The organism is Cupriavidus sp. FW305-26 (genome assembly GCF_058787975.1).
In genome coordinates, this window is the sequence record NZ_JBYTAH010000046.1 from 16,983 (window position 1) to 37,396 (window position 20,414).

A 20,414-nucleotide genomic window follows, 5' to 3' on the forward strand; every position below is an offset into this window, starting at 1 on the left:
GGCGGTCGATTTCCGCGAGGGTCTGGCTGGCATGCGCCTGGGTCTGGGCCGAGATGTCGCGCACGCTTTGCGCCAGCGTTGTACTGATCTCGTCCTGGCGGCTTACCGTGTGGGTGTTCAGTTGCTCCCACTCCTGGCGCAGCGCTGCGGTCATGCTGTCGAGCGTATCGGCCCAGGTGGCAAAGCGCTGTTCGTCGCGCGATGCCAGTTCCGCCTGCAGCGCAACGGCCGCCTTCGGGGCGTCCGAAGCGGCTTGCACAAGGCGGTCGATTTCCGCGAGGGTCTGGCTGGCATGCGCCTGGGTCTGGGCCGAGATGTCGCGCACGCTTTGCGCCAGCGTAGTGCTGATCTCGTCCTGGCGGCTTACCGTATGCGCGTTCAGCTGTTCCCACTCCTGGCGCAGGGCAGTCGTCATGGTGCCGAGCGTATCGGTCCAGGCCGACAGGCGCTGCGCGTCGTGCGCGGCCAGCTGCGTCTGCAGCCCGGCATGCGACTCGCCCACGGTGCGCACCAGTGTCGCCGCATGCTCGCCGAACGCGGCTGCGGCGGCCGTCAGGGCCTGCCGGTTGTCGCCGGCGAGCTTCTCGCCGGTGCGCTCCTGGCGCGCCAGCGCCTCGCGCCATGCGTCGGCAGCGCTGGCGGCTGCCGTGTCGAGCCGGGTGGCGACATTGTCCAGCAGCCCGGCCGAGCGTTGTTCAAAGGTCTGGGCAAAGCCGTCGAGGGATGTGCGCAGGTCCGCTGCCAGTGCCTCGCTCGCGCGTTGATGCCCGGCCAGCGCCTGGTTCCAGGTATCCGCAACGCCCGCGGTGGCGCTCTCGAAGCGGCTCGATACCCCATCCAGGTGCTGTTGCACGGCTTGGGTCACGTTGTCGCGCAAGGCCGAGGTTTCGCGTGCCAGGCCCGCCATGGTCGCGTCCACCGCGGGCTGGATCGCTGCGCTTGCGGCACGGGCGCTGTCGGCGATGCTGTCCTTCAGCGATTGCTCGACCGAAGACGCCAGGCGCGTGTAGACCACTTCGGTCTTGCCGTGGAAGGCGTCCTGGCTGGCGGCCAGGCGCTCGGTCAGGGCCTGGTTCTGTTCGGCCATCGTGGTCATCATGGCCTGCATGCGCTCGACCAGTGCCGGCATCACGTCGGCCTGGCGCTGCAGCAGCCGGACCGCTTCATCACGCTGGTGGCCGCGCGAGTAGGGACGCAGCGTGGTGGCGATGCGGGCATCCAGCGCCTGCGCGGCCTGGATCCGCTCGCGCCGGCACAATGCCGACAACAGCCCCAGCATCGCGGACGTGGCCACGCCCGCGACCGAGGTGCCGAACGCAAAGCCCAGGCCCTTGACCGGTGCGGCCAGCGAGGCGCGGATGGCCTGCAGGTCGGTGGCGGTCTCCAGCGCGATGCCGGTGCCGCGCAGGGTCGCCACCATGCCCAGGAACGTGCCCAGCATGCCCAGCAGCACCAGCAGGCCGACCAGGTAGGGTGTCAGCGCGGGGCCGGGCAGGCCGACGCGCTCGCCTTCCACGCGCAGGCGGGCGCTGTCGCGCAGGCTGGGATGCAGCCGTTCCAGCCAGTTGCCAAGGCTGGCCGGCGCTTCGGACAATCCGGCGACGGCCTGCGCCAGCGTGGCGGTGGCCTGGCGGTAGCGGTACAGCTCCAACGCCCCCGCCAGGTAGCAGCCGCCGATCAGCAGCGTCACGGCCAGCGCCAGGAAGTTCGTGCCTGCATAGCCGGCGGCGATCCAGCACACGATGGCCAGGCCCGCCAGGAAAGCGACAATATGGGTAAGGTATCGGGTCATGATGTTCTGGTTAGCTGTCCTGCAGCGCCGCCAGCAAGCCTTCAAGGGGCTGCCAGCGGATGTCGAGTTCGGCGAGCAATACGCTCTGCATATCCTTGCGGAATACCCCCAGCCATGCACCGGGCCTGGCCGTTGCGGGCTGTCCCGCGGCCTGGGCTTCGGCCAGCGCCGCGGCTTCGGCCTGGCGCAGGCGCTGGAAGTGCGGCTCCAGCATCGTCGGCACGGCGCCCAGCAGGCTCTGTTCGCGCGCGCCCAGCACGCGCTCCATCACGGCATCGACCATGGCCAGCTTGGCCATGCCGGGTGCGTGGCCGGACAACGCGCCGCGCAGGCGCCTGCGCAGGTCGCCGATCGCGGTCTCCATGGTCTGTTGCAGCGTGAGGTAGCGCTGGCGATAGACCGCGTAGTCGACCTGCGCGTCCACGGGGTCGGGCAGCGCGGACGGCCGGCCCGGCCCGCGCCGCTTGCCGGCAAGCGAGGTGTCTTCCACGATGGCATCGGCCAGCGCGGCGCGCACGCGCGCGCATTCGCGTGCCTCAGTGCTGTCGGCAGCACGTGCGGCAGGCGGCGTTGCCGGCGCATTGGCCTTCAGCGCCGATGACAGCGCGATCGCATCCGCCCAGCCAAGCCATTGGCTCAGCTGGCTCGAGAGCGAGCTTGCAGGAGGAGGGGCATCGGCGTCAGTCAGGCGAGCCAGCAGGCGGACGAGCGTCGGGCCGCTGAAACCTGTGCGCCGGGGCACTTGTAACATTGCGCCGGATTCGAAAAATCCAGCAGTTTACACGCCCGGGCGGTGGCGTGGCCGGCTGGCGTGGTGGATGATTGGCGGGAATCCGTCCCGGACCCATCCCACCACGGAGTGAAACCATGAGACTGGTTGGCATGCTTGATTCCCCTTATGTCCGCCGCACGGCGATCTCGCTGCGCCTGCTCGGGTTGCCGTTCACGCATGAGTCGGTGTCCGTCTTCCGTGAATTCGAGCGCTTCCATGCCATCAACCCGGTGGTCAAGGCGCCTTCGCTGGTCTGCGACAACGGGGTCGTACTGATGGACTCGACGCTTATCATCGACTATGCCGAGTCGCTGGCGGGCCGCAGCCTGATGCCGGCGCAAACCGCGTCACGGCAGGCCGCGCTGCGCATCGTCGGGCTGGCGCTGGCGGCGAGCGAGAAGGTGGTGCAGAACTTCTATGAGCACAGCCAGCGGCCGGCGGGCAAGCTGCACCAGCCATGGCTGGACCGTGTCGATGCCCAGCGCGAGAGCGCCTTTGCTCTGCTGGAGGCGGAACTCGCCACGCGTCCGGTCCCGGCTGGCGAGGCGGAAACCGGCCAGGCCGAGCTGACCGCCGCGGTCACCTGGACCTTTGCGCAGTTCATGATGCCGGGCGCGGTCGATCCGGCGCGGCATCCGGCGCTGGTTGCGCTGACCGCGGCGCTTGAGCGGCTACCCGCATTCGAGGCATTGCCCTGCGCATAGGTGGCCGCTGGCGCGCCTACCGCGGTAGGGTGCCAATCGCAGGCATTCCGATGCAACATCAGTCCCCCTGTGGAACGCGCTGCACCGGCTTCCTCTGCGATACGCGCAGCCTGTTCGGCCTGTAAGCGCCAGGCGCCGGGGCTTGCCCCGGCGCCGGCGTGCCCATGTGCAGTCAAGGTAATACAATCCACCTGACCAGGCGACGAGACCAATCGACAAGACCATACGCGCGAACCGGGGTGGGAACTCATGACAAGAAGTCAAGGCGCCGCAGAGAACAACAACGACGCCAGCATCGACGCCAGCGCGTGCCGCAACTATGCCATCGTGGTGGATGACCACCCGTTGATGGCGCGCGGCATTGCCGGCTACCTTGCGGCGCATTGCGGGTTTGACGCTGCCCTGCATGCAGCCGATGCGCGGGAATGCGCGGCGCTGACGGAACGGGAGGGCTGCCCGGCGCTGCTGGTGGTGGATTTCTGGCTGCCGGACGGCACCGCGGTCGGGTTGCTGCGCGAAGCCGCGGCGCGCCTGCCCGCCTGCAAGCTGCTGGTGATGAGCGCCGACGACGATGCGCGCGTTTGCATCAAGGCACGCGAGGCCGGCGCGCACGGCTTTATCCTGAAGAACGAGCCTCCGGAGGTGTTCGCCACTGCGGTGGCGTCGCTGCGCCAGGGCCGGCGCTGGTTCCAGCAGGCGGGGCCGCCGTCGGCGCGGCGCGAGTTGCCGCTGGAGCCCAGCGAACTGGGCCTGACGGCGCGCCAGGCCGAGGTGCTTGGCATGATGCTGCGCGGCCTGCCGAACAAGCGCATCGCCATGACCCTGTCGGTGTCGGAGCAGACCGTCAAGGAGCATGTCACCGCGATCCTCGGCAAGCTCGGCGTGCGCAACCGGATCGAGGCTATCGCCCTGCTGCACGGACGCAGGCTGGAGTCATGAAGAAGGCCCTCGCCCGGCTGCTGGGCTTGTCGCGCCCGGATGCGGATGCCGGCATCAGCCCGCGCGCGCGTGCGCGGTTGCTGGACATGACGTTCGGGCGCCTGGTGTTCAGCGTCAATGCGATTCCGTTCGTGGGGATGCCTTTCGTCATCTGGCTGTATGTCCAGAAGCTGGACGGCGGCGCGCTGCTGGCCTGGACACTGGGGTATGGCGCCGCGGCGGTGTGGATGCAATTGCGCTTCCGGCGCTACAAGCAAGAGCGGGAAGACGATGACGCCCTGGTCCGGCGCTGGCTGCCGTTTGTGCAGCGCGTGGCGCTGGTGCACGGCTTCTGCCTGTCGCTGGCCGCGGTCCTGACGGCCAGCTTGGGGGGCTTTGACTTCAAGCTGCTGCTGTATATCAGCATCGCCGCCATCGTGGCGGCCAATGCCACGCACCAGACGCCGATCCTCGGTGTATTCCAGCGCTTCTTCGTTGCCTGCTGGACTTTGCAGATCGTCAACACCCCGCGCAGCTTCCCTGAGCACTGGCCGTTCGTGCTGCCGCTGGCGCTGCTGTATGCGCTGGCCATCTACCGGCACGCGCTGATCGCCAACCAGTTCTTCCGGCAGCAGGTACGGATGGAGGATGACGGCATCCGCCTGGCCGAGCGCTACCGGCTGGCCAAGGAAGAGGCCGAGAAAGCCCTGCAGGCCAAGAACCTGTTTCTCACCACCGCCAGCCACGACCTGCGCCAGCCCGTGCATGCCATGGGCTTCCTGATCGAAGCCATTGCGCGGCGCAACCGCGACCCGGCCCTGATCCCGCCGCTGGACGACCTGCGGCGCAGCGTGCGCTCGGTGCACCTGATGTTCAACTCACTGCTCGATCTGTCCCGGATCGAAGGCGGCATTGCCAGCCCGCGCAATACCGCCGTGGCATTTGCGCCCTTGGTCGAAGAGGTGGCGTCGCTGTTCCGGGAAGAGGCGCGCAGCCGCGGCCTGGACCTGCGCGTGCGCCTGCCCGCAGGCGCCGCCGCGGTGCTGGCCGATCCCGCACTGCTGCGCCAGTCTCTGGTCAACCTGGTGCACAACGCGCTGCGCTATACCAAGCGCGGCGGGGTGCTGGTGTCCGCGCGGCGGCGCGGCAGCCACTGGCTGCTGGAGGTCTGGGACACCGGCGTGGGAATCGCGATCGAAGAGAAGGGGCGGGTCTACTCGCCGTTCTATCGCAACGAACATGCGTGGCGCATCGACAGCGCGGGCCATGGGCTGGGCCTTGCCGTGGTGGCGCGCTGCGCCACGCTGATGGGCGCCACCTACGGCCTGGACTCGGTGGAGCGCCGCGGCTCCAGGTTCTGGCTGCGCTTTCCCGAAGCGAAGCCGCTGGCGCCGGCGGCGACCGAGCCGGTCTACGAACCCGAAGGCCTGTCGGCGTCCACCCTGCTGCAGGGCGTCTGCCTGGTCGTCGAGGACGACCCGCTGGTGACCGCCGCGTGGACCAGCCTGATGGAGGCCTGGGGCGTGCAGGCGGCGTGCGCGGCGTCGGGGCAGGAAGCCCTGGCACTGGTCGATGCCGGCCTGCAGCCCCAGGCGATCCTGTGCGACCAGCGCCTGCGCTCCGGCGAGAGCGGCTTCGAGGTGCTCAAGGCGCTGTTCGAACGCTGCCCGGACGCAAGCGGTGCCATGGTCAGCGGCGAGTTCGATTCCGAGGCGCTCCAGCAGGCCGAGCGTGAAGGCTACCTGGTCCTGCACAAGCCACTGGAGCCGTCGCAGCTGCATGCCTTGTTGTTCCAATGGCTTTGTGCTGCCTGACAGCATAGATCGGTGGTTCTGCTTGCGGCGGTGGCCCCACTCAGGCATCTCCGGGGCGAAAGAAGTGTCCGGATCGACTTTATTCAGATCACCTGAAGAATTTATTTAGTTCACTTTTTTCCACCTCTCAGCGACAGTCTAGCGACCGCAAATCGCGATACTGGAAAGAGAGGGCCCCATGTCTATCTCAAACCGCGCCGTCGGTGCCTCGGTGCTGGCCGTTTCCATGTTCGCGGGCCTGGCCGGATGCAGTAACCCGCCGGCTGCGGCGTTGGCTGCCGCGTCGGCTGTCTCGTCGGGCTCCGCGCCGGCCGCGGTGTCGGAACAGGACATCAACGATGCCTACATCTACCTGCTGGGCCGGCTGCTTGTCCTGCGCCAGCAGCAAATCGACTTCCGGAAAGAAGGTTTCCAGTGGAACCGGATCATTCATCGCGACGTCGGCGGTGTGTCGTGGGCCAACCCCAATCTGGATGTCGCCTACAGCGAGGCCTGGATTGCGGTCGACGAAAAGACCTGCACGGTCTTCAGCGTGCCGGCCATCAAGGGGCGCTACTACACCATTCAGTTCCTGAACGGCTGGGGCGAAACCGTCGCCAATATCAACGAACGCAACTATCCGGACCATCCAGGCGGCGAATTCGCGATGTGCCTGAAGGGTGCCACTGCGGCACTTTCGCCCAATGCCAGGCGCATCGACCTGCCGGGCAAGACCTCGCGGGTGCTGGCCCGGGTGGAAATCGGCGCAGACAAGAAGCAGGCCATTGCCCTGCAGCATCGGATCACGACACGGATCACTGGCACGGCGACGATTGCCCCGGTACCTGCCACGCCCGCCTTCAGCAATGACAAGCTCCCCGGCGTTGAAGCCTTTGACTCGGCAGCCGTTGCGCTTCGCTCCGAGCCGGACATCAATCCGGGCATGGAGCCCATCCAGGCCAAGGTGCGCGCGGTGAGTGCCGCGGTGGCCAGCAGCCTCGCCGAACGCGCGCGGGTGGACAAGGTCATCCGCGAGAAGACGCTGCCGGCGTTCTTACAGTCGTTCTCCACCGCAGGTACCATCAGGAACGGCTGGAACCGGCCCGCTACCATCGGCAAGTACGGCAGCGACTTCCAGACCCGCACCCGCATCAACCTGGGCGGGATCTGGGCCAACAGCACGGATGAGGTCGTCTATTTCAAGACGGATGCAGACGGGACCGGCACCAAGCTCGACGGCGGCGATACCTACACCATCACCTTCCCGAAGGACGAGCTGCCCGCGCGCCACGTCAAATACTTCTGGTCGGTGATTGCGGTGGATGCCAAAAACTTCCGCGTGATCCCGAATGCGAAGAACCGGTTCCTGATCAACAAGCAGTCCAGGCTGAGCTATGGCGAGGACGGTTCGCTGACGCTGTACTTCGCGCCTGCCAGGCCGAAGGACGCGCCTGACGGCAACTGGCTGCCCACGCCCAAGGGAAAGAACTACCACCTGACGTTCCGGCTCTATGGGGCGGACCAGCCGGTCCTGTCCGGGGAGTGGTTCCCGGCGCCGCTGGTCAAGCGCAACTGAGCGGGCCAGTCTTGGCAGGAAGGCGCCTGCCAGTGCTGACCTAATCCTCCGCCACCTCGCAAAACCGCAGCCGGTTCCCGAACGGATCGGCCACCTGCAGCATCCGTCCCCAGCCCACATCCTCCACACCGGGCCTCGCGTACGGATAGTCCTTGGCAGACAGCTCCAGCTGCAGCGCATCGACATCCTCCACCGTCACGAACACCGTCGATCCGGGCGTGGCGTCGCCATAATGCTCGCTCAGGTGCAGCGTCAGGCCGCTGCGCCTGACCTGCGCGTACAGCGGAAATCCCTCTTCATACCGATGCTCCCAGTCGAGCGTGAAGCCGAGGAAGTCGAGGTAGAACTCCTTGGCCTTGTCGACCGAGAAGATCCGGAGGATGGGGATGCCGGCAGACAGGTTCATGGTTTTCGTTCGGTAGTTGCGCAGGAATGGCAGATGATAGCGCCGGCCCGCGGTGATCCGCGCGCGCGGCGCATAAGCATCCGCGACAATCTTCGTTGGCTTTGTGCGGGCCCGTGACTAAGCTGGCGCTCCAATGAAATCCCGGAACACCGCTATGAACCCGACCCACGACTCACGCCGCCGCCTGCTTCTGACGGCAGCGGGCGCCGCAGCTGCCGCCAGTGTGCTGCCAGGCGTCAGCTGGGGGCAAGGACAGACCGCGCTGCGCATCGGCTACCAGAAATCCTCCACGCTGATGATCCTGCTGAAGTCGCGGCAGACGCTGGAGAAGGCGCTGGCGCCCAAGGGGGTGACGGTGCAGTGGTACGAATTCACCTCGGGCTTGCCGCTGCTTGAAGCGCTGAACCTCGGCAATATCGACCTGAGCGCCGACGTGGCCGATGCGGTGCCGCCGTTTGCGCTGGCCGCGGGTGCCGCGCTGACCTACTACGCCAGCGAGACGCCTTCGCCGCAGGCACAGGCCATTGTCGTGCGTGGCGACTCGCCGATCCGCGAGGTGGCGCAGCTCAAGGGGCAGCGGGTGGCATTTGCCAAGGGCGCAGGCGCGCACTACCTGGTGCTGGAAGCGCTGGCGCGCGCGGGTCTGTCGATCCGCGATATCGAACCGGCATACCTGAGCCCGGCCGACGCCCGCGCGGCGTTCGAGCGCGGCAGCGTGGCGGCATGGGTGATCTGGGACCCGTTCCTGGCCGCGGTGCAGCGCCAGGCCAATGCGCGCTTGCTGCGCGATGGCGAGGGGCTGGCCAGCTATCGGCGCTTCTACCTGGCGGCGACGCCGTTCGCGCGCGCGCATGCCGAGGTGCTCGAGGTGGTGTTCGATGCGTTGCGCGACGCGGGTGACTGGGTCAAGCGCAATCCGGCCGAGGCAGCGCGCTGGCATGCGCCACTGATCGGCCTGGATGCGGCCACCGTGGAAGCCGCGAACGCACGGCGCAGCTATGCGGTGCGCACGGTCGACGCCGCCGCGCTGGCCGAGCAGCAGCGCATCGCCGATGCCTTCACCGCGCAGCAGATCCTGCCGCGCAAGGTAGCGATTTCTTCTTCGCCAGTCTGGCGCAAGGCCTGACCGGGTCCGAGCATCGCCCGTCAGGGAAGCGTCATATGCCAGCGGGCACGCCATCCTGTGCAAGCCCGGCGAACGTATTTGCCAGCCACATCAGGCCCGCATCATTGTCCCTTGCCGCGGACCAGACTGCGGTCACCGTGAAGTCAGGCATCGGCACGGGGCAGGGAAGCTGGCGCAGGCCTTCGGTGGCGCACCATTGGTCCGCCAGCACCGCCGGCACCGTTGCCAGTGCAGCGGTTCCCTTCAGGATGGCCGGTACGCTGGCGAAGCGCGCACTGCTGTAGCGCACGTCCCGCGCCTGGCCCTGGGTGGCCAGCCACGTATCGGCGGTGCTGTCGAAAGCGCCGCGATATGACACCAGCACATGCGGAAACCGCAGATAGTCTTGCAGCGACAGGATCTGGCAAGCATCCAGCGGCGCGGCCCCATAGACGCAGCGAAAGCCCATGGTCTGCCAGGCGCGCTCGCGCCGCCATGCCGCGCCCTTGGCGAATGGCCCGATACCGAGGTCCATCTCATTGCGCTCGAGCATCTCGGTGCCACGGAACGGGTCCGTCGGCACGATGGCCAGTCGCACGCCCGGCGCGCAGGTGCTGAGGCTCGGCAGAATGCGCGGCGCGAGCCATAGCTCCACCCAGTCCGGCATCCCGACCACGAAAGTCCGGTCCGACGTAAGCGGGTCGAAGTCGCGCCGCTGCAGCAGGGCGGCCTCGATCTCGCCGAGGGCCGGCAGCAGGCGCCGCTCGAGTTCCAGTGCGCGCTCGGTCGGCTCCATGCCGTGAGCGGTGCGTACCAGCAACGGGTCGTCGAACATCTCCCGCAGCCGTGCCAGTGCACCGCTGACGGCTGGCTGTCCCAGGTGCAGGCGCGCCGCGGCGCGCGAGACGCTGCGCTCGCGCAGCAGCACGGTCAGCGTTACCATCAGGTTCAGGTCGACGCCGCGAAAATGGCCTTCCTTAATGCTCATCTTGCTACCCCCCCCGCAGATAGGGCATTGGAACATCGCGTGCAATCCGCGGCAAGCCGGCCGTCGTCATGCCAGGGCCGGCGTGCTGACGGGTGGGCGGCGGTGCCCGGTCGCGCGCTCGAAGGCCGACGCAATGGCCAGCAGCACGGCATCGCTGCGTGGACGTCCAAGCCACGACACCCCGGCTGGGATGTCAGCCGACGTGAATCCCATGGGTACGCTGACCTCCGGAAAGCCGCTGGCGCTTGCCATATGCATTGCCGCCAGCGGCTGCTGCGCCCGGCAATGGTAAGTGGCGTCCGCCATGTCAAAGCGCGGCGAGGCCGGGCAGGCCAGCGTGGGAAATACCAGGGCCTCCAGGCCACGCCCGCGCAGGATGTCGTCGAGCATGGCGCCGAAGCGGCGTGCCGCTGCAACATTGGCCTGGGGCAGCGTGTCTCGCATCTCGAACGCATGCCGCAGCGCGGCAAGCGTAAGCGGGTTCATTTGGTGCGCATCCGTGGAGAGGTCCGTGGTGGTGATGTGCGCCAGCAGTGCGGCCGTGCTGGCCGGAGCACCGCCAGGCAACTGTCCCAGGTAGGCATCGAGCCCACGCACCCATTCCGCTTGTACGATAGCGTCCAGCAGGTCGGCGTAGAGCGTGAGCGCCAATGCCGGCAGACGCACGGGTATCGTCACGGCGCCCGCCGCCCGCATCGCCTCCGTTGCGGTTGCAAAGAGTGCGTCGACCTCGTCGCTGCCTCCGGCGAAGTCGGTCACGATGCCCAGCCTGCGGCCAGCCAGCGACGCCGGCTGTGCGATAACGCCTGAGCCCGGCACCAGTGCATCCAGGACCATGGCCGCATCGTCGGCGTTACGGGCCAAGGGCCCGACGATATCGAACGATGTGGCCAGCGGCAGTACGCCGGCCGACTCCACCAGGTCATGCGTAGGCCGGATACCGGCCAGCGCATGCACGCATGCCGGACCGCGCACGGAGCCGAACGAATCGGTCCCCAGCCCGAACGCCGCGAAATTGGCCGCCACTGCCGCACCGGTGCCGCTGCTGGAACCGCTGGCGTTGCGGGATAAGCGATAGGGGTTCAACGTCAGGCCGTTGGCAGAGCTGTACCCGAAGCGCCCGTTAGAGGCGGCCAGTTCCGACATGTTGGTCTTGGCCAGTACGATGGCACCGGCCGCGCGCAGGCGCGCCACGCAGGCCGCGTCGGCGCGCGGGTAGGCCTGCCGCAGTGCCGCGCAGCCGGCAGTGGTCGGCATGCCGACAGTATCGATATTGTCCTTGACCACCATCGGTATGCCGTGCAGAGGCCCGCGCGGGCCGTGCGTGCGCAGTTCGTCGTCCAGGACTCGCGCCTCGTGCATGGCAGCGGGATTGATGCAACTGATCGCATTGATGCGCGGCCCGTCCTTGTCGAAGGCGGCGATACGCGCGAGGTAGTAGTCCACCAGACCCGCTGCGCTGATCCGGCCGGCGTGCATGGCGGCGGCGAGTTCCCCGATGGAGGCCTCGAGAAGGTCGAAACGATCAGGCACAAGGCGAGGGGCGGCAGCAGGCATCGGAGTCATCGGCAATCAGGCGGCATGACGCCAGTATTGGTGCAGCCGTGCCGGCAGGCAATGGAAGTTTTGTCCATGCTTCTTTCCTTCAGGGAATGAATGGATGACAATGCCAGCACGCGAACGGCCCCTCAAACCGAAGTCGGCTTCCCGTCACGCCCTACCGCCATGAAAAGTACAAACGGCCGCCACCTGCCTGCGCTGGCGAACCTGATCGCATTCGAGACCACGGCCCGCACGGGCAGCGTCACCGGGGCGGCCGAGGAACTCTGCCTGACGCAGAGCGCGGTCAGCAAGCAGATCACCGAGCTGGAATCGTTCCTCGGCGCGCGCATGCTGAACCGGCGCAAAGGCGCGGTGGCGGCGACACCCGCGGGCGAGGATTACCTCAGGAACGTGCGCAAGGCGCTGGCGCTGCTGGAGGAAGCGACCATGGAGGTGCAGTCCGGCCGCGCCGCGGGCGGGCGGCTGAACCTGTCGGTGCCGGTTTCGCTGGGCAATATCTGGCTGTTGCCGCGCATTCTCAGGTTCGTCAAGGCGCAGCCGCAGATCCAGCTAAACGTCACGACCAAGGTGGGGCCGGTCGACCTGGAAAGCACCGGGCTCGATGCGGCGATCATGTATTGCGCGGGGCCGCCGCCACGCCATTTCAGCCTGAAGGTCATGCCGCTGGTGCTCTATCCGATGTGCGCGCCTGAGTTGCTGCCTGGCGGCGGAACGCTGGCCAAGGCCGTGAAGCGCTTGCCGCTGCTGCACCAGATCGCCGCGCTGGAGGCCTGGCCCGCCTATCTCCGGCAGGCCGGGATCAAGCTGCCGCATCCCGACGACGGCTCACGCTATGGTCTGCTGACCATGGGTCTGCAGGCCGCCGTCAGCGGCATGGGCGTGGCCCTGCTGCCCGATTATGTGGCGGGTGAAGACATCAAGGCCGGCCGGCTGCTGCGCCTGTCCGACGAGCCCTATGTCTCACCCAAGGCCTACTACTTCATCTGTCCGGAGGACAAGCGCGACAGCCCGGCGATGCAGACCTTCATCGCGTGGCTGCTTGAGCAAAGCGCCGATGCAAGCGGGCGCTAGGTGAAGCGCGTCCTCAGCCGGCCTGGTCCGCCTTCACCAGGGTGGAAGTGACGAAGCGCCCGGGACGGGTGCTGGCCGGCAGGCCGTCGCGCAGGGTGGCCTCACCGGCGACGAACACATGCCGCACGCCCACTGACGGCTGCTGCGGGTCGTCGAAGGTGGCGCGGTCCTGGATCGTTGCCGGATCGAAGACGGTGATGTCGGCGACATGGCCCGGCCTGAGTTCTCCACGCCGCTCCAGTCCAAAGCGCTGCGCCGGCAGTCCGGTCATCTTGTGGACCGCGCGTTCCAGCGGGAACAGGCCCAGGTCGCGCGAGTACAGCCCCAGCACGCGCGGGAACGTGCCCCACAGCCGCGGGTGTGGGGTTTCGTCGGAGGGAATGCCGTCTGAGCCGACCATCGTGTCCGGATAGGTCAGGATGTCGCGGACGTCCGTCTCGTCCATGATGAAGTAAACCGCGCCGCCTGGTACCAGCTGCCTTGCAACCTCATGGCGCGTCTGCCCCCACTCCTGCGCCAGGTCCTCCAGGTAGCGCCCCGCGGCCTCAGGGTGCGGGGCCGACCATGTGATCAGGATGCGGTCGCACTGATGCACCCGTTCGGGCCGCAGCATGGTCGATGACGCCGCATACGGATAGCAGTCCAGGCACAGCGGCATGGTTTCGGCCAGGTTGCGCACCTGGGCCAGGGTATGGCGGCTGCGGCCATGGTTCTGCTTGCCTACCAGCTTGTGGTGCGAGATGACGGTCGATACGCCCAGCGCCTTGCCAATGCGCGCGGTCTCGTCGATCGACTCGCTGATGTTGTCGCTCTCATCGCGCATATGCGACACCAGCACACCGCCGAGCCGCTTCATCGGCTCGCACATGCGCACGATTTCATCCTCGGGTGCCGCGGCCGAAGGCGGATAGAAGGTGCCGGTGGACACTCCGATCGCGCCTTGGCGCAGGGCGTTCTCCACATCCTGGCGCATGCTCTCGATCTCGGCATCGCTGGCGGGCAGGCCGAGCTGTCCCATGCGCCTGGCGCGCAGCGTGGACTGCCCCACCAGCACCGCGACATTCACAGCCGCCGGCCGCACCGCAAACGCTTCCCGGTAGGCGCGCACAGAATCGAAGCGGTAGCCGCCACGCATGATGTCGAGCGGAGCCGGCGGAATGCTGTCGGTGACCAGCGGGAACAGGCTGATGCCGCAGTTGCCCGCGATGATGGTGGTCACGCCCTGCGTGACCTTCGGCAGCATGTCGGGGGACTGGAACACCATCCAGTCGTCGTGCGTGTGCGTGTCGATGAACCCAGGCGCTACGATCAGGCCGGTGGCATCGACTTCGGCATCTGCCCGCGCTGCCGCGAGGTTGCCGATGGCGACGATCTCGCCATCCGCCACGCCGACGTCGGCCGTGCGGCGCGGCGCGCCGGTGCCGTCGATGACGTCGCCATTGCGGATGATCAGTTTGAAGTGCAGGTCTTGGTGCGTTTGCATGGTGTTCTCTCTCAATCGACCCTGGCGCCGCTCTTGCGCACCAGCTCGCCGAACTTGACGGTCTCGCTCGCGATCAGCGCCTGGAAGTCGCGCGCGGTGCCGCCCAGCGGATCGAATGAGAGCTTGTCCAGTTGGGCACGGAATGCCGGGTCATTGATGATCGCGTTGATTTCCCGGTTGATCCGCTCAATCACCTCGGTGGGAGTGCCCGGCGCGGCAACCAGGCCCGCCCATGCCGTCAGTTCATAGCCCTTGAGGCCGGCCTCCGCCATGGTGGGCAAATCCGGGAAGTGCGGCGAGCGCTTGCTTGAGGTCACCGCCAGCGCGCGTACGCGGTTGGACGTCACGTACGGTCCGATCGAAGGCACATTGTCGAACATCAACTGCACGTTGTTGCCGACCAGGTCCTGCAGCGCCGGCGTGCTGCCCTTGTAGGGCACGTGTGTGATGCTGAGATTGGCCATGACCTTGAACAGCTCGCCGCCCAGGTGGCTGGTGGTGCCGTTGCCCGCCGAGCCCATGGAGAGCTTGCCCGGATTGGCGCGGGAGTATGCCACCAGTTCCCCGGTGGACTTGACCGGTAGCGACGGATTGACGGCGAGGATGTTGAAGGTCGTGACCAGGCCGACGATGGGCACCAGCTTGTCCGGATCGTAGGGGAGCTTGCTGTAAAGGAAGCGATTGGTCGACAGCGTGGCATTGTTGCCGTAGCCGATCGTATAGCCGTCCGACGGCGCGGCCAGCAGCGCCTGCATGCCGATATTTCCGCCCGCGCCCGGCCGGTTCTCGACGATTACGGCCTGGCCGAGGCGCCTGGACAGCGCATCGCCGAACAGGCGCGCGACGATGTCCGGCGCGCCGCCCGGCGCGGTCGGCACGATCAGGCGCACCGGCTTCTCCGGCCACGCCGCTTGCACGGCCGCCGGTGCCCATGGCAGCGCGCCGAAGATCCCCGCGGCCAGGACTTGAACTGCTGACTTCCTCATGCTGACTCCCTCGTCGTCGTGGTGTAACTGTGGACGAGTATCGGCGACGGCCCCGTGCGGGCCTAGTGAAGTTTTTTGATGCGATAGTTTCCGTGGCGGAATGAATGACGCGAGCGCCACAGGGCTCGCGCGGCCTCCGCTGCGGTATCGCCTGCAGCGATACCGGCAATCATTCCAATCGATTTGTGCGATGCCGCCGCGGCCGCCAGAATCCTGCACAACACGCGGGCATCCCTTTCGCTCGCGGTCATTTTCCAGGCAAACACAATGAACACACCTCATTTCCCGGCTAAGCCCCCCCTGTGGCACCGCGCACTTCTGGTCGGTATGCTGCTCTGGTCAGTGGTAGCCATCCCGGCACATGCCGGCGCACCCCAGGTCGGCACGCAGGCGCCCGGCTACTACCGCATGAAGCTCGGCAAGTTCGAGATCACGGCGCTGTCGGACGGCACTGTCAACGTGCCGATCAGCAAGCTGCTCAAGCATGCGTCGCATGAGCACATTGCGTCGGTGCAGGCGCGCAACTACCAGTCCACTCAGCCCGAGACCTCTGTCAATGCGTTCCTGGTCAACACCGGCCAGCACCTGGTGCTGGTCGATGCGGGCGCGGGCAGCCTGTTTGGCCCGGGCGTGGGCGGCAAGCTGCCGGACAACATCCGTGCGGCCGGCTACCAGCCGGAGCAGATCGATGCGGTGCTGCTGACCCACATCCACGTGGATCACTCCGGCGGGCTTGCCGTCGATGGCAAGGCCATATTCCCGAATGCCGTGGTCTACGTCGACCGCCGCGACGCTGAGTTCTGGCTGAATCCGGCCAACGCCGCCAGGGCGGCATCGGGCCAGCGGCACAACTTCGCGCAGGCGGAGGCAGTGTTCGCACCCTATCTGAAAGCCGACAAGGTCCGCAGCTTCGACGACGAGCATGAGCTGTTTCCCGGCATCCGTCCGCTGCGCATGCCGGGCCATACGCCGGGCCACACGTTCTATGAGATCAGTAGCGAAGGACAGCGGCTGCAACTGTGGGGCGACACCATCCATGCGCAGCACCTGCAGTTCCCCGAGCCCGGCGTAGCCATCGATTTCGACGTGGATTCCACGGCCGCGGTGAAGATGCGCAAGCGCGCCATGGCGGATGCAGCGGCCAAGGGCTATTGGGTGGGCGCGGCGCATATCTCCTTCCCGGGTATCGGCCACGTGCGGCGCGAGGGCAAGGGGTTCGCGTGGGTGCCGGCCGAATACAGCATGGGGCGGTGAGGCTGTCAATGCGATGGCTGTACCTGGCAAGTCGATGCGACTGCGCCTTGATCCTGCATGCTGCATGCAAGAGCCCGCCACGCCGAGGCACGACGGACTCCGCTCATCCCCGCAGGCAGGGCATCAAACCACTCCCATCTCCGGATCGCTGACCGCGTCCTCGCCGGTCTCCATCCGCCCCGCAAGGCGCCGCGCGAACGACGGGCTGGCCTCGCAGGTCACGACGAAGTCATACCAGTTGCCGCTGTCGGCCACCGGCCATTCCAGCGTTTCCACCTTGCCCCGCTTCAGGCTTTGGGTCCACGGGCCGTCGTCGCGGTAGGCCAGCGCCGTGACGGTGAAGGTCACGTCGGCATCGCTGTCGTTATGCAGCTTCACCTGGATCGTGGGCTTCCTGCACGGGTTGTAGCAGACCTGGATTTCGGTGGACGTGGTCACCGCTTCGTTGATATCGCCGGAGAACGAGCGGTGATAGCCGTTGGGCCCCAGCACCCACAGGTCGTACTTGCCGCCGTCGGCATTGATGTTCCACACGTCGTCCAGCGTCTTGCCGGCTTCGACCACGTAGCGGCGCGGAATGCGGTCGAGGTGCAGCTTGTCATAGACGTGGAACAGCGCGCCGGCCTGGTTGGTGCTGGCGTTGGCGAACAGCAGGCGGACTGCCTTGGATGCGGCATCGACGCGTGCACTGGTATGCAGTTCATATGGCAGCTTGCGCGACGGACGCGTGCCGGTGTCCTGCTCAGGCAGCGCGGGCGTGGCCGGCACCGGGATCGCCGGCTGGGTCTGCTGCCATGCGGTCAGGCTGGTGGCGTCGGCACGGGTGGTGCGGCCGGCCAGCGTGGGCAGGGTCTCGGTGTTGGGCGTGGCAAAGTTGAAGGCGCTGGTCAGGTCGCCGCAGATGGCACGACGATAGGCGCTGATCTGCGGCTCCATTACGCCGAAGCGCGCCTCCAGGAAGCGCAGCACCGAGGTGTGGTCGAACACTTCAGAGTTGACCCAGCCGCCGCGGCTCCACGGCGACACCACCCACAGCGGCACGCGCGGGCCGGGGCCGAAGGGCTTGCCGTCCTGCGGCGGCTGCTTGGCCGTGGCGGGCTGGAAGTTGAAGTACTCGTACGCCATCTGCGCGTCGTCGAGGGTCGACTTGCCGGCCAGCGTGCCGTCCAGGTTGCGCGACGGCGCGGTCGGCGGCGGGCTGTGGTCGAAGAAGCCGTCGTTCTCGTCGAAGTTGATCAGCAGCACGGTCTTGCTCCAGACCTCGGGCGATGCCGTCAGCGCGTCCAGGATGGCCTGCACGTACCAGCCGCCCTTGGCCGGGCTGGACGGGCCGGGGTGCTCGCTGAACTCGGCCGGCGGGATGATCCACGACACCTCGGGCAGCTTGCCGTTGAGCACGTCGTCGCGCAGCGACTGCAGGAAGCCGCCGTCGGACATGGTGTTGCAGAAGCCCTTGGCCAGCGGGCTGTACTGGTCGTCGATGTCGGGGTTGTAGGGCGGGTTGACGCCGGTGCCGGCGGTGTTGGAGAGCTTGCGTCCGACGGGCATCTTCTCCATCTCTGCGCGCCAGTGCCGGAAGCTCATCATCTGGTTGCAGCCATAGTTGTCCGGCACGTTCTGGTAGACCTTCCAGCCCACGCCGGCGGCCTGCAGGCGGTCGGCATAGGTTTTCCAGGTCCAGCCTTCGGTGGAGGGGCCAACATCCGCGCCCGCGTTGAACTCGTTAATCATCACCGCGACGTTGTCGCCGGTGGGACCATTGCTGCCGGTCCAGTAGAACAGGCGGTTGGGAATGGTGCCGGTGTGCATCGCGCAGTGGTAGGCATCGCACAGCGTGAAGGCGTCAGCCAGCGCGCGCTGGAACGGGATCTCGGCGTCATCGTAGTAGCCCATCGACAGCGCTTTCTTCGCGACCGGCCAGCGGTCCATGCGCCCGTGGTCCCACGCGGCCTGCGCATCGGGCCAGGTGTGCGGCGTGCCGCCCGCGCGCTGCGCGTTGCCCTGGGTTTCGTCGAGATGGTAGGGCGTCAGGAGGTTGCCGTTGGCATCGGTCTGGTAGAACGCGTTCTTGCCATTGGGCAACGGGATCGCGAAGCGGTCGCCGTAGCCGCGCACGCCCTTGAAGGTGCCGAAGTAGTTGTCGAACGAGCGGTTTTCCAGCATCACCATCACGACGTGCTTGACGTCCTGGATGGTGCCGGTGGCGTTGTTGGCCTCGATGGCGAGCGCGCGGCGGATGCTGGGCGGAAAGCTGGCCAGCACCGCGGCGGCGGCACCGGTGCCGAGGCTGGTCTTGAGGAAATGTCGCTTAGACGGGTTGAAGGTCATGGCTGTCGCTGGTCGGTCTGTCGCTGGATCGGAAAGCGGGCCCGCATCACGGGGCGCAACGCGTGGTGCAGGTGCCGGGCTGGTCAGGCTTGCCTGGCTGGTCCGGCTTGGTGCCATTGGCGCCGCTGGGCTGGAGGGTGCCGCCCGTCGCGCCCGGCGAATCGTCGCCGCCGCAGGCGGTAAGCATCAGTGCGAGGGTGAGGGTGCCGGCCGCCAGCCATGGCCGGGCGGAACGCGACAGCAATGAAGGTCTCATGTGTGCATACCCTGTAGTCGTTGAGGGGGATAACGATTGCCGAGCCCATGCGCCGACATCGGATGCAGGCCCATGGACTTCCGCCGCGCGGACGACAAGCGCGGGGAACTGGCCGGTTCGGGTGCGGTTGGCCTTGGCTTGTCGTGACAGCGAGCGATTGTTGATTGGTCAAATGTCAGATGTTTGACATCAAACACATTTGGCGATTTGGTTTTGTAACCAAAAGTGTCGCGCTGGCAGAGTTGGCAATTGCTGGCTGGCCCCGCCCGCTCTCAGTCAGGCTGGCGTGCGTGGGGCCCCATCGTGTGCACACAAGCGGCACCTGAACGCGATCGGGCGCGGCGCGCTGGATGCCGAGGCGCTGGCTGGCGACATCAGCCGGGCCACCCAGTCGCAGGACATCCGCGAAGGCGCGCTGGCCTGGAAGGAAAAGCGCACGCCGCAGTTCACCGGCACCTGATGCAGCTTACTGCGCCTGCCGCATCACCCATTCCACCGCCCGCGCCAGGAACGGTGACGTGTCGCCTTCGCGATAGCTCATGATCACCGGCGACACGAAGCCCGGCGCGTCGATCGGGCAGTAGCGCACGTCGTCACGATGCAGGCGCTGGATCGAGGCCGGCACCAGCGTGATGCCGATGCCGGCCGCCACCAGCCCCAGCGCGGTCTGCAGTTCGTTGGCCTCCTGCGCCACACGCAACTGCAGGCCCTGCGCGCGGAACATCGACAGCAGGTGGTCGGCATAGCTGGGCCGCGGCCGGGCCGGGTAAAGAATGAACGGCTGCGCCGCCAGCGCCTGTGGCGTCAGCGCCTTGCGGCGCGGCGCGGGCAGGCGTGCGGGCAGCGCTGCCACCAGTGGCTCGGCCATCACCACCTGCTGGCGGATGGCGGGATCGTTCAGCGCGATGCGGCCGAAGCCCAGGTCGATGCGGCCGGCCTTGAGCGCCTCGATCTGCTCCACGGTGATCATCTCGGCCAGTCCTACCTCTACCTGCTGGTCGTGCCGGTCTGATTCGCGCAGTTCGCGGATCAGTTCCGGCAGCACGCCATACAGCACCGACGGCACGAAGCCGATGCCGAACCAGCGCTTGTCCTGCCGCCCGATGCGGCGCGTGCCTTCGATGGTTTCTTCCAGCCGCTGCGTCAGCTGGGTGGTCTGCTCCAGCAGGAAGCGGCCGGCCTCGGTCAGCCGCAGCCCGCGGCCGACGCGGTCGAACAGTGCCACGCCCACTTCTTCTTCCAGCTGGCGGATCTGGCGCGACAGCGGCGGCTGCGCCATATGCAGCCGCTCGGCGGCGCGGGTGACGTTGAGTTCCTGGGCCACGACCTGGAAATAACGCAGGTGCCGGAGTTCCATTGGTGTCCTGCTCCCATACCTGTAGGGTATCGATTGAGACATCATCGGTCTTGGACGCCGGC

19 protein-coding genes are annotated in these 20,414 nt (G+C 67.2%); 8 read left to right on the forward strand and 11 right to left on the reverse strand.

From position 1 onward, the window contains the following. Positions 1–1,792, reverse strand: a 1,792-nt coding sequence (locus AC3WQZ_RS22900) for a DUF802 domain-containing protein (RefSeq protein ID WP_492301329.1), incomplete at its 3' end; no start/stop codon positions are given. A gap of 10 nt (positions 1,793–1,802) precedes the next feature. Beyond that, the gene (locus tag AC3WQZ_RS22905; protein ID WP_058698512.1) at positions 1,803–2,543 is read right to left on the reverse strand and encodes a DUF3348 domain-containing protein; all 741 of its coding nucleotides are present in this window, start codon (positions 2,541–2,543) and stop codon (positions 1,803–1,805) included. Between the two features lie 116 nt (positions 2,544–2,659). Between AC3WQZ_RS22905 and AC3WQZ_RS22910 the strand changes: the two genes are divergently transcribed. The 4 genes from AC3WQZ_RS22910 (at position 2,660) to AC3WQZ_RS22925 (ending at position 7,555) form a co-directional block, all read left to right on the forward strand. Beyond that, positions 2,660–3,268 (forward strand): glutathione S-transferase family protein, encoded by a 609-nt coding sequence (locus AC3WQZ_RS22910; RefSeq protein ID WP_037025592.1) that lies wholly within the window; start codon positions 2,660–2,662, stop codon positions 3,266–3,268. Positions 3,269–3,517: 249 nt separating this feature from the next. Then, a complete protein-coding gene (locus AC3WQZ_RS22915; RefSeq protein WP_011616657.1) occupies positions 3,518–4,207 on the forward strand; it encodes a response regulator transcription factor in 690 nt (229 codons plus the stop codon). Then, positions 4,204–6,000 (forward strand): ATP-binding response regulator, encoded by a 1,797-nt coding sequence (locus AC3WQZ_RS22920; protein WP_492301331.1) that lies wholly within the window; start codon positions 4,204–4,206, stop codon positions 5,998–6,000. Before AC3WQZ_RS22915 ends, AC3WQZ_RS22920 begins: the two co-directional genes overlap by 4 nt. Before the next feature lie 178 nt (positions 6,001–6,178). Beyond that, positions 6,179–7,555 carry a DUF1214 domain-containing protein gene (locus AC3WQZ_RS22925; RefSeq protein WP_492301333.1) on the forward strand — a complete coding sequence of 459 codons (1,377 nt, stop codon included), beginning with the start codon at positions 6,179–6,181 and terminating at the stop codon, positions 7,553–7,555. A gap of 40 nt (positions 7,556–7,595) precedes the next feature. Here the strand turns inward: AC3WQZ_RS22925 and AC3WQZ_RS22930 are convergent, their stop codons facing one another. Continuing rightward, positions 7,596–7,961 carry a glyoxalase superfamily protein gene (locus AC3WQZ_RS22930; protein WP_439669701.1) on the reverse strand — a complete coding sequence of 122 codons (366 nt, stop codon included), beginning with the start codon at positions 7,959–7,961 and terminating at the stop codon, positions 7,596–7,598. A gap of 154 nt (positions 7,962–8,115) precedes the next feature. Here AC3WQZ_RS22930 and AC3WQZ_RS22935 point away from each other — a divergent pair, with 154 nt between their 5' ends. Next, a complete protein-coding gene (locus tag AC3WQZ_RS22935; RefSeq protein ID WP_010810435.1) occupies positions 8,116–9,087 on the forward strand; it encodes an aliphatic sulfonate ABC transporter substrate-binding protein in 972 nt (323 codons plus the stop codon). 31 nt (positions 9,088–9,118) lie between these two features. Here AC3WQZ_RS22935 and AC3WQZ_RS22940 read toward each other — a convergent pair whose 3' ends face one another. Beyond that, positions 9,119–10,054, reverse strand: a complete 936-nt coding sequence (locus AC3WQZ_RS22940) for a LysR family transcriptional regulator (RefSeq protein ID WP_011616661.1) — start codon at positions 10,052–10,054, stop codon at positions 9,119–9,121. A gap of 66 nt (positions 10,055–10,120) precedes the next feature. After that, the gene (locus AC3WQZ_RS22945) at positions 10,121–11,587 is read right to left on the reverse strand and encodes an amidase (protein ID WP_231881490.1); all 1,467 of its coding nucleotides are present in this window, start codon (positions 11,585–11,587) and stop codon (positions 10,121–10,123) included. A gap of 192 nt (positions 11,588–11,779) precedes the next feature. Between AC3WQZ_RS22945 and AC3WQZ_RS22950 the strand changes: the two genes are divergently transcribed. Further along, positions 11,780–12,688, forward strand: coding sequence for a LysR substrate-binding domain-containing protein (locus tag AC3WQZ_RS22950; RefSeq protein ID WP_010810432.1), 909 nt, complete (start codon positions 11,780–11,782; stop codon positions 12,686–12,688). 13 nt (positions 12,689–12,701) lie between these two features. Here the strand turns inward: AC3WQZ_RS22950 and AC3WQZ_RS22955 are convergent, their stop codons facing one another. The 3 genes from AC3WQZ_RS22955 to AC3WQZ_RS22965 all read right to left on the reverse strand — a co-directional run bounded on the left by AC3WQZ_RS22955 (position 12,702) and on the right by AC3WQZ_RS22965 (position 15,432). Next, entirely contained in the window at positions 12,702–14,153 is a 1,452-nt protein-coding gene (locus AC3WQZ_RS22955) for an N-acyl-D-amino-acid deacylase family protein (protein WP_052181703.1), read from the reverse strand. Positions 14,154–14,182: 29 nt separating this feature from the next. After that, positions 14,183–15,157 carry a Bug family tripartite tricarboxylate transporter substrate binding protein gene (locus AC3WQZ_RS22960; RefSeq protein WP_010810430.1) on the reverse strand — a complete coding sequence of 325 codons (975 nt, stop codon included), beginning with the start codon at positions 15,155–15,157 and terminating at the stop codon, positions 14,183–14,185. A 62-nt stretch (positions 15,158–15,219) separates the two neighbouring features. Next, positions 15,220–15,432 carry a hypothetical protein gene (locus AC3WQZ_RS22965; protein ID WP_143010754.1) on the reverse strand — a complete coding sequence of 71 codons (213 nt, stop codon included), beginning with the start codon at positions 15,430–15,432 and terminating at the stop codon, positions 15,220–15,222. A 52-nt stretch (positions 15,433–15,484) separates the two neighbouring features. Here AC3WQZ_RS22965 and AC3WQZ_RS22970 point away from each other — a divergent pair, with 52 nt between their 5' ends. Continuing rightward, positions 15,485–16,411 (forward strand): MBL fold metallo-hydrolase, encoded by a 927-nt coding sequence (locus AC3WQZ_RS22970; protein ID WP_010810429.1) that lies wholly within the window; start codon positions 15,485–15,487, stop codon positions 16,409–16,411. Positions 16,412–16,534: 123 nt separating this feature from the next. Here the strand turns inward: AC3WQZ_RS22970 and AC3WQZ_RS22975 are convergent, their stop codons facing one another. Further along, complete coding sequence (locus tag AC3WQZ_RS22975; RefSeq protein WP_011616665.1) at positions 16,535–18,739, reverse strand: phosphocholine-specific phospholipase C; 2,205 nt, start codon at positions 18,737–18,739, stop codon at positions 16,535–16,537. A gap of 46 nt (positions 18,740–18,785) precedes the next feature. Then, the gene (locus tag AC3WQZ_RS22980; protein ID WP_037025585.1) at positions 18,786–18,995 is read right to left on the reverse strand and encodes a hypothetical protein; all 210 of its coding nucleotides are present in this window, start codon (positions 18,993–18,995) and stop codon (positions 18,786–18,788) included. A 286-nt stretch (positions 18,996–19,281) separates the two neighbouring features. On the opposite strand from AC3WQZ_RS22980, the gene AC3WQZ_RS22985 reads away from it, so the two are divergent. Further along, positions 19,282–19,455, forward strand: a complete 174-nt coding sequence (locus AC3WQZ_RS22985; RefSeq protein ID WP_010810426.1) for a hypothetical protein — start codon at positions 19,282–19,284, stop codon at positions 19,453–19,455. A gap of 6 nt (positions 19,456–19,461) precedes the next feature. On the opposite strand, the gene AC3WQZ_RS22990 is transcribed toward AC3WQZ_RS22985, so the two are convergent. Continuing rightward, the gene (locus AC3WQZ_RS22990; RefSeq protein ID WP_010810425.1) at positions 19,462–20,352 is read right to left on the reverse strand and encodes a LysR family transcriptional regulator; all 891 of its coding nucleotides are present in this window, start codon (positions 20,350–20,352) and stop codon (positions 19,462–19,464) included. Between the last annotated feature and the right edge of the window lie 62 nt (positions 20,353–20,414).

What these genes read in the sequence shown, in the direction of transcription:
- AC3WQZ_RS22960 (WP_010810430.1), bottom strand. Translation starts at nt 15,157, where the DNA reads ATGAGGAAGTCAGCAGTTCAAGTCCTGGCCGCGGGGATCTTCGGCGCG.
- AC3WQZ_RS22970 (WP_010810429.1), top strand. Translation starts at nt 15,485, where the DNA reads ATGCTGCTCTGGTCAGTGGTAGCCATCCCGGCACATGCCGGCGCACCC.
- AC3WQZ_RS22920 (WP_492301331.1), top strand. Translation starts at nt 4,204, where the DNA reads ATGAAGAAGGCCCTCGCCCGGCTGCTGGGCTTGTCGCGCCCGGATGCG.
- AC3WQZ_RS22930 (WP_439669701.1), bottom strand. Translation starts at nt 7,961, where the DNA reads ATGAACCTGTCTGCCGGCATCCCCATCCTCCGGATCTTCTCGGTCGAC.
- AC3WQZ_RS22950 (WP_010810432.1), top strand. Translation starts at nt 11,780, where the DNA reads ATGAAAAGTACAAACGGCCGCCACCTGCCTGCGCTGGCGAACCTGATC.
- AC3WQZ_RS22925 (WP_492301333.1), top strand. Translation starts at nt 6,179, where the DNA reads ATGTCTATCTCAAACCGCGCCGTCGGTGCCTCGGTGCTGGCCGTTTCC.
- AC3WQZ_RS22975 (WP_011616665.1), bottom strand. Translation starts at nt 18,739, where the DNA reads ATGACCTTCAACCCGTCTAAGCGACATTTCCTCAAGACCAGCCTCGGC.
- AC3WQZ_RS22940 (WP_011616661.1), bottom strand. Translation starts at nt 10,054, where the DNA reads ATGAGCATTAAGGAAGGCCATTTTCGCGGCGTCGACCTGAACCTGATG.
- AC3WQZ_RS22980 (WP_037025585.1), bottom strand. Translation starts at nt 18,995, where the DNA reads ATGAGACCTTCATTGCTGTCGCGTTCCGCCCGGCCATGGCTGGCGGCC.
- AC3WQZ_RS22905 (WP_058698512.1), bottom strand. Translation starts at nt 2,543, where the DNA reads ATGTTACAAGTGCCCCGGCGCACAGGTTTCAGCGGCCCGACGCTCGTC.
- AC3WQZ_RS22990 (WP_010810425.1), bottom strand. Translation starts at nt 20,352, where the DNA reads ATGGAACTCCGGCACCTGCGTTATTTCCAGGTCGTGGCCCAGGAACTC.
- AC3WQZ_RS22910 (WP_037025592.1), top strand. Translation starts at nt 2,660, where the DNA reads ATGAGACTGGTTGGCATGCTTGATTCCCCTTATGTCCGCCGCACGGCG.
- AC3WQZ_RS22935 (WP_010810435.1), top strand. Translation starts at nt 8,116, where the DNA reads ATGAACCCGACCCACGACTCACGCCGCCGCCTGCTTCTGACGGCAGCG.
- AC3WQZ_RS22915 (WP_011616657.1), top strand. Translation starts at nt 3,518, where the DNA reads ATGACAAGAAGTCAAGGCGCCGCAGAGAACAACAACGACGCCAGCATC.